General features: G+C 72.4%; 7 protein-coding genes. All 7 read left to right on the top strand.

Going from position 1 to position 7,813, the window contains the following annotated elements:
* Positions 1 to 858: circularly permuted type 2 ATP-grasp protein (locus tag Q0L54_RS08870; RefSeq protein ID WP_296667329.1), on the top strand; the 858-nt coding region annotated here is incomplete at its 5' end.
* The gene (locus tag Q0L54_RS08865) at positions 852 to 1,775 is read left to right on the top strand and encodes an alpha-E domain-containing protein (protein WP_296667326.1); all 924 of its coding nucleotides are present in this window, start codon (positions 852 to 854) and stop codon (positions 1,773 to 1,775) included. The genes Q0L54_RS08870 and Q0L54_RS08865, both read left to right, overlap by 7 nt.
* Positions 1,772 to 2,608 carry a transglutaminase family protein gene (locus Q0L54_RS08860; RefSeq protein WP_296667324.1) on the top strand — a complete coding sequence of 279 codons (837 nt, stop codon included), beginning with the start codon at positions 1,772 to 1,774 and terminating at the stop codon, positions 2,606 to 2,608. The genes Q0L54_RS08865 and Q0L54_RS08860 overlap by 4 nt, the downstream gene beginning before the upstream one ends.
* Before the next feature lie 64 nt (positions 2,609 to 2,672).
* Complete coding sequence (gene leuS, locus Q0L54_RS08855; RefSeq protein ID WP_296667321.1) at positions 2,673 to 5,174, top strand: leucine--tRNA ligase; 2,502 nt, start codon at positions 2,673 to 2,675, stop codon at positions 5,172 to 5,174.
* A gap of 49 nt (positions 5,175 to 5,223) precedes the next feature.
* Positions 5,224 to 6,081, top strand: a complete 858-nt coding sequence (locus Q0L54_RS08850) for a DegV family protein (RefSeq protein WP_296667319.1) — start codon at positions 5,224 to 5,226, stop codon at positions 6,079 to 6,081.
* Between the two features lie 157 nt (positions 6,082 to 6,238).
* Positions 6,239 to 6,886, top strand: coding sequence for a ComEA family DNA-binding protein (locus Q0L54_RS08845; protein WP_296667316.1), 648 nt, complete (start codon positions 6,239 to 6,241; stop codon positions 6,884 to 6,886).
* A gap of 4 nt (positions 6,887 to 6,890) precedes the next feature.
* On the top strand, positions 6,891 to 7,813 hold a 923-nt coding region (locus Q0L54_RS08840), incomplete at its 3' end, for a ComEC/Rec2 family competence protein (RefSeq protein WP_296667314.1).

The following is a 7,813-nucleotide window of genomic DNA, read 5'->3' as shown; positions in this document are numbered from 1 at the left end:
ATGGGTGTCGAGCTGGTCGAGGGGCGCGACCTCGAGACCCACAACGGCCGCGTGTACATGCGCACCACGGCCGGGCGCCGCCGTGTCGACGTCATCTACCGCCGCGTGGACGACGAATACCTGGATCCGGTGGAGTTCCGCCCCGACTCCGCGCTGGGCGCGCCCGGGCTGGTCCACGCCGCGCGCCTGGGCAACGTCACCCTCGCGAACGCGATCGGCAACGGCGTCGCGGACGACAAGCTCATCTATACCTACATGCCCGACCTCACGCGCTACTACCTGGGCGAGGACCCGGTGCTCCCCAACGTCGACACCTGGCGCCTCGAGGAGCCCGAGGCTCGGGAGGAGGTCATGGATCGCCTCGATGAGCTCGTGGTCAAGCCGGTCGACGGCGCGGGTGGCAAGGGAGTGATCATCGGGCCCAAGGCGTCCCGCAAGGAGCTCGACGAGGCCCGTGGCCAGATCCTCGAGGACCCGCGGGGCTGGATCGCGCAGCCGGTGATCCAGCTGTCCACCGTGCCCACCCTCACCGACGACGGCCTCGAGCCGCGGCACGTCGACCTCCGTCCGTTCGCCGTGAACGACGGAGACGACGTGTGGGTGCTCCCCGGCGGCCTGACGCGCGTGGCGCTCGCCCGCGGCCAGCTCATCGTCAACTCGTCCCAAGGCGGCGGTTCCAAGGACACCTGGGTGCTCGGTGGCGTCCGCCAGCGCGGCGTCACCACCCCGCCCCCGGAGTCCCGTGTCGAACTCGAGGGGATCGGCTCGGTGCCGCAGGAGGCCCACCCGGACGACGTGGAGCACGACCAGCAACAGCAACAGCAGCAGCAACAGCAGGAGAGGGGCGCGTCATGCTGAGCCGCATCGCCGAATCCCTGTTCTGGATCGGCCGCTACGTCGAGCGCGCGGACAACACCGCCCGCCTGCTCGATGTCCACCTCAACGTGCTGCTCGAGGATCCGTGGGTCGACGAGCCGAGCGCCAACGGGTCCTTGCTCACCGTGATGAACTGCCCGGTCGAGCAGCCGGTGACCCGCCGCGACGTGCTCGCCACGCTGGCCTTCGACCCCGAACGGTCGACCTCCATCGCCTGGACGCTGGGCGCCGCGCGCGAGAACGCTCGCAGGGCTCGCGAGGTCATCAGCACCGAGGTGTGGGAGTCGCTCAACACCACTCGCAACCAGCTGCCGCGGTGGACCGCGTCGGCGCGCCCCCACGAGTACTTCGTGTGGGTGCGCGAGCGCGCCGGGGTGGTCTGGGGACTCCACAGTGCGACCACGTCGCGCGACGACGCCTGGCACTTCATGGAGCTGGGCCGCTCGCTGGAGCGGGCCGACATGATCGCGCGCCTGCTCATGACCCGTCACTTCGAGGGCACCACCGGCCCCAACTGGACCACTCTGCTGCGCTCGTGCAGCGCCCACGAGGCGTATCTGCGCACCGTGCGGGCGCTGGTCACCGAGGAGCGTGCCGCGGAGTTCCTGCTCATCGACCGGCTCTTCCCGCGCTCGATCGCCTACAGCCTCGCCAAGGCGGAGGACACGCTGGGACTGATCGAGGGCGCATCGAACTCGCGGGCGTTGTCCGACCGCGCGCGCCTGGCGCTCGGCCGGGCGCGCACCAATCTTGAGTACCGGGACGTGCGGGACGTGCTCGACGATCTTCCCAGCCAGATGCGCGAGGTGCAGCGCGCGTGCGGCACCGCATCGAACCTCATCCGCGATCGCTACTTCCTGCCGGCCTCGACCGTGCTGTGGAGCCAGGAGGCCCTGTGACCACGCTGCGCATCGAGCATCGCACCCGCTTCTCCTACGAGGACTCCATCGTCTCGTCCTACAACGAGGCCCGGCTGTCGCCGGCGTGGCTCCCGCGTCAGCGGGTGCTCGAGTCCAAGGTCGACATCTCTCCGGTGACGTGGCGGTCCTCCTACCGCGACTACTGGGAGGCCGAGGTCACCGTCTTCGAGGTCCTCCAGCCCCACGACCAGCTCACCGTCGTGGGCTCGAGCCTGGTCGAGATCACCAGCCAGCCGGCGCGCGAGGAACGCACCACCTGGGACACGCTGCACGGCCCGCGATTCCAGGACCTGCTCAGCGAGTACCTGGGGTTGAGCGACGTCACGGAACCCACCGCTGAGCTGGCGGACTTCGCCCGCGAGGCCGCCGGGCGGCTCGAGCCCGACGCGGCGGCCCGCGCCATCTGCGACCACCTTCACGACCAGATCCGCTACGTGCCCGGCGCCACCACCGTGCACACCCCGGCACGCGATGCGTGGGGGAAGCGGTCGGGCGTGTGCCAGGACTTCGCGCACCTCGCGATCGGCGCGCTGCGCACCATCGGCATCCCGGCTCGCTACGTGTCCGGCTACCTGCACCCGCGCAGCGACGCGGGGATCGGCGAGACCGTCAGCGGCGAGTCGCACGCCTGGGTCGAGTGGTGGACGGGCGACTGGTTCGGCTTCGACCCCACCAACGACCGCGAGGTGGGCGATCACCACGTGATCGTGGCACGTGCTCGCGAGTACCCGGACGTGCCGCCGCTACTGGGCGTGGTCGCGGGGAGCACCAATGGCCTGGACGTGAAGGTTCGTGTCACGCAGGTGGAATAGCGGGGTGGTCCGGGGGGACGATGCGCCCGCCGGGGAGGTCTCCGCGCGCCGCTAGAATCCTGGGGTGACCGAGACGACCGTGAACGACGCCGCCCGCTACGACTTCCATGCGATCGAGGAGCGCTGGCTCCCCGTGTGGGACGAGCGCCAGCTGTTCCGCTCGGGGCGGCCGGAGGACACGCGTCCCACCAAGTACGTGCTCGACATGTTTCCGTACCCCTCGGGCGACCTTCACATGGGCCACGCGGAGGCGTACGCGCTCGGCGACGTGATCGCCCGTCACTGGATCCAGAAGGGCTTCAACGTCCTGCACCCCATCGGCTGGGACTCCTTCGGACTGCCGGCGGAGAACGCGGCGATCAAGCGCGGCATCGACCCTTACGGGTGGACCGAGGACAACATCGTCCAGCAGCGGGCCTCGATCAGGCGCTATGCGTGCTCGTTCGACTGGGACCGGGTGCTCATGACGCATCGTCCCGACTACTACCGCTGGAACCAGTGGCTGTTCACGCGCCTGTTCGAGCGGGGCCTGGCCTACCGCAAGCCGAGCCTGGTGAACTGGTGCCCCAACGATCAGACGGTGCTGGCGAACGAGCAGGTGGTCGCCGGCCTGTGCGAGCGATGCGACACCCCGGTCACCAAGAAGAAGCTCACGCAGTGGTACTTCAAGGTCACCGATTATGGGGACGAGCTGCTCGACGAGCTCGAGACGCTGCGCGGCACCTGGCCCTCGAAGGTCATCGCGATGCAGCGCAACTGGATCGGCCGGTCCACGGGCGCGGACGTCTCCTTCACGATCGAGGGCCGTGACGAGCCCATCGCGATCTACACGACGCGTCCGGACACCCTGTACGGCGCGACCTTCATGGTGGTCGCCGCGGACTCCGACCTCGCCGCCGAGCTCGCGCAAGGCGCGGACGAGCAGACCCGGGCGGAGTTCGACGCGTACGCGGAGAGCGTGAAGAAGGAGTCGGAGATCGACCGGCTGGCGACCGAGCGCGAGAAGACCGGCGTCTTCCTGCAGCGCTACGGAATCAACCCGGTCAACGGCGAGAGGCTGCCCATCTGGGCGTCCGACTACGTGCTCGCGGACTACGGGCACGGCGCCATCATGGCGGTGCCCGCCCACGATCAGCGCGACCTCGACTTCGCCCGCGCCATGGACCTGCCCGTGCGCGTGGTTCTCGACTGCCGGGACGATGCGGGCGAGCGCCTGGCGGACCCGGTCGAGTCCGGCGTCGCGACCACGGGCGACGGCACCCTGGTGAACTCGGGTTCGCTCAACGGACTGGCGAAGGCCGAGGCGATTGCGGCGATCACCGCCGAGCTCGCGGCGGCCGGCAGCGGCGTGCCGGCGGTCAACTACCGCCTGCGGGACTGGCTGATCTCCCGGCAGCGCTACTGGGGAACGCCCATCCCGATCGTGCACTGCGACGCGTGCGGAGAGGTGCCCGTGCCCGACGATCAGCTGCCGGTCACGCTGCCCCCCGCCGAGGGGCTCGACCTCAAGCCCAAGGGCCAGTCGCCGCTCGCGGCGGCGACGGACTGGGTGAACACCACCTGCCCGGACTGCGGGGGTGCCGCCCTGCGCGACACGGACACCATGGACACCTTCGTGGACTCGTCCTGGTACTTCCTGCGCTACCTGTCGCCGGGCAAGACCGACGGCCCGTTCGACGTCGAGGCCGCCGCGAAGTGGGCGCCTATCGACCAGTACGTCGGCGGCGTGACCCACGCGATCCTCCACCTCCTGTACTCGCGCTTCATCACGAAGGCGCTGCGCGACATGGGCATGATCGACTTCGGCGAGCCGTTCACCGCGCTGCTCAACCAGGGCATGGTGCAGATGGACGGCTCCGCGATGTCGAAGAGCCGCGGCAACCTGGTGCGCCTGTCCGAGCAGCTCGACGAGTTCGGCGTCGACGCCGTGCGCCTCACGATGGCATTCGCCGGTCCCCCCGAGGACGACATCGACTGGGCGGACGTGTCTCCATCGGGCTCCGCCAAGTTCCTCGCCCGCGCCTGGCGACTCGCCCGCGACGTCACCGGCGAGCCGGGCGTCGACCCGGCCACGGGCGACGCCGCGCTGCGGGCCATCACCCATCGCACGCTGCACGACGCGCAGAGCCTGGTCGAGGCCTTCCGCTTCAACGTGGTGGTCGCGCGCGTCATGGAGCTGGTCAACGCCACGCGCAAGGCGATCGACACGGGTGCGGGGCCTGCGGACCCGGCCGTGCGCGAGGCCGTCGAGACGGTGGCGATCCTGCTCAGCCTGTTCGCGCCGTACTGCTCCGAGGAGATGTGGTCGATGCTCGGCCACGAGGACGTCGCGCTGGCCACGTATCCCGCGGTCGACGAGTCGCTGCTGGTCGAGGAGACCGTCACCTGCGTGGTCCAGGTCAAGGGCAAGGTGCGGGACCGTCTCGAGGTGCCTCCGGGAATCGGCGAGGACGAGCTGCGAGAGCTCGCGCTGGCCAGCGACGGCGCGGCGCGGGCCATCGGCGATGCCGCGATCCGCACGGTGATCGTCAGGGCGCCGCGGCTGGTCAACATCGTGACGGCGTGACGGCGTGACGCACGGGCCGTCCGCCGGGGCGGCTCGCTAGGGTGTGCCCATGACCGTCGCAGTCATCGTCGACTCCGCCGCCTCGCTCCCGCCGGCCCTCGCGCAGCGCTGGGGAGTACGAGTGGTGCCGCTGCAGGTGATCGTCGACGCGGCCTCGTACGACGAGGGCGTAGGGATCGACGCGGACACCGTGCTCGCCCGCCTGACCGAGGGCGCGGCGGTCACCACGTCCCAGCCCACGCCGGGTGCCTTCGATGCCGCGATCGCGGATGCGGTGGCGGCGGGGGCGGACGCGGTGGTGATCGTGACCATCTCGGGAAGGCTGTCCGGCACCGCCGAGGTGGCGCGCATCGCGGCGACCCAGGCAGCCGTCCCCGTCGAGGTGGTCGACTCGCGCACGCTCGCCATGGCCGAGGGCTTCGCGGCGATCGCAGCCGCCGACGCCGCGCGCGCCGGCCGGGGCCTCGCTGAGGTGGCGGCGGCCGCACGCGAGACGGCCGCCCGCTCACGCTGCGTGTTCACCGTCGACACCCTCGAGTTTCTGCGCCGCGGGGGGCGCATCACGCCCGCGGTCGCGACCGCGGGAAAGATCCTCGGAATCCGGCCCGTCCTCGAGATCGTGGACGGCGAGGTGACCCTGGCGGCGCGGGTCAGGTCCACGGCGCGCGCCCGCGCGGCGCTGCTGGCGATGGTGGACGATGCGCTGGCCGGGTGCGAGCATCCCGCCGTGTCCGTGATGTCCGTGGGGGAGCCGTCCGTCGGGGACGATGCGGCACTCGCCATCGAGGCGCGCTTCCCGGGCGCGGGTTCCGTGGTCCGCACGCCTGTCAGCGCGGTCCTTGCCGTCCACACCGGGCCGGGGACGCTCGCCGCGGTGGTCGTGGACCTACCGCGCGCGCTGGGCTGACACCGCGCAGGACCCGCGCCGCGCAGGACCGGACCCGCGCCTGACGTGGCGGGCCAGACGCGCGCCCGATGTCCCCGGCCATTGCCGCTCCGCGGGCCCTCCCCAGCGGCGGCGTCGCGTGTGCCGCGTGTGGTGAGGTCGACCTAGCCTCCCCACCATGGACTCGTCGGAGGATGTGCGTGGCCGGTGGGCCGAGGGCCTGAGGGCGGCGGCGTCCCGCGCCTATGCCGCGGGACACGGCACGGAGCCTCCCGAACCGCGCCCCACGCGTTGGCGTCTCGACGCGCGGACGGCAGCGACCGCCGCGGCAGTGCTCGCGCTCGTCGGCGCGTGCGCCTGGTGGGGGCTGCGCCCCTCCGCTCCGCCGCCCATCGCGGTCGCGCCCGCGTCGAAGCCGTCGGTCTCGGCCTCCACGCCGCTCGTGCTGCACGTGAGCGGCGCGGTCGAGCGGCCGGGGCTGGTCGAGCTCGCCCCGGGGGCGCGACTGGTGGAGGCCGTGGAGGCCGCGGGCGGCATGGTCGCGGACGCCGACGAATCCTCGGTCAACCTGGCACGCGAGGCGGTCGACGGCGAGCACGTGGTAGTGGCGCGGATGGGGGAGGATGACGCGTCCGGACCCCTCGACGTCAACGCGGCCGATGCCGCTCGCCTCGAGTCGCTCCCCGGCGTGGGCCCGGTCCTGGCAGCGCGGATCGTCGCGGACCGTGACGCCAACGGCCCTTTCGCGTCGGTCGAGGATCTGGGTCGCGTGTCCGGGGTCGGACCGGCGATCCTGTCCGCGATCGCCGACCTCGCGACGACGTGACCCGGTGCCAGGGTGGGGAGACCTGCGCCTGGCGCCGGCGGCGGTCTCGGCGTGGACCGCGTCGCTCGCGGCCGGCGCCTGGGGCGCGCGCGGCGCCGCACTCGCGATAGCGTGCTGGCTGCTCGTGGCCGCCGCGGTGTCCGGCGTGCGACGGACGCTCCGCGGGCGTGCGCTCCGCGCGGATTCCCCATCGTGGGGCCCTGCGGTCGTGCTTGCCGTGGTCGCCGCCGCGGTGGCGTCGGGAACCGCGCTCGGGGAGGCCGGCTCGCGGGCGTGGCTGGACCATGCGACCGGGGGCGCCGTGATCGAGGTGGCGGCGCGGGTGGGGGAGTCCCGCACGCTCGACACCCCGGGCGAGGGAGTGGTGCTGAGGCTCTCCGCCTCGGGGTGGAGGCCCTCCGCCCACGAGGCATGGCGGGACGCGTCGGGCGTGCTCGCGATGGTGGTCGAGGCGGACGGTGCGCCGCCGCGAGGATCCCAGGTGCGCGCGCGGGGCCGGGTGACGGCGGCAGCGGGCGGCGCCGTGGACGGCCTGCTCGACGGGGCGGTGCTCGACTGGGTGGATTCGCAGGGATGGCGGGGCGCGGCGGAACGCTCGCGACAGAGCTTCGTGGGCCTGCTGAGCGGGGTGGACCCCACGGCCGGGGCGATGGTGCGCGGGATGGTGCTGGGCGACACGTCCGCGATGGGGGACCAGCTGGTGTCGCAGGTACGAGTCAGCGGCCTCGCTCACTTGACGGCCGTGTCCGGGGCGCACTTCGCGATCCTCGCCGCCGCCGTCGGAGGGGCCCTGCGACGGGCTCGCGCGAGGCCCGCGGTGGTGGCCGGCGCCACGCTCGCCGCCTGCGCGGCGCTTGCGGCGACGGTCTCCGGTGGCGGGTCCGTGGTGCGTGCGGTCGCCATGGCGGCCATCGCGGCCGCGGCGCT

Source organism: Demequina sp. (assembly GCF_024642165.1).
Taxonomy (GTDB): domain Bacteria; phylum Actinomycetota; class Actinomycetes; order Actinomycetales; family Demequinaceae; genus Demequina.
Note: the sequence above shows the minus strand (reverse complement) of the source record. Positions and strands in the feature narration are given on the sequence as shown.

Bases quoted from the DNA above. Each gene is read 5' to 3' on its own strand.
- Q0L54_RS08865 (WP_296667326.1), top strand. From the start codon at position 852: ATGCTGAGCCGCATCGCCGAATCCCTGTTCTGGATCGGCCGCTACGTC.
- Q0L54_RS08850 (WP_296667319.1), top strand. From the start codon at position 5,224: ATGACCGTCGCAGTCATCGTCGACTCCGCCGCCTCGCTCCCGCCGGCC.
- Q0L54_RS08845 (WP_296667316.1), top strand. From the start codon at position 6,239: ATGGACTCGTCGGAGGATGTGCGTGGCCGGTGGGCCGAGGGCCTGAGG.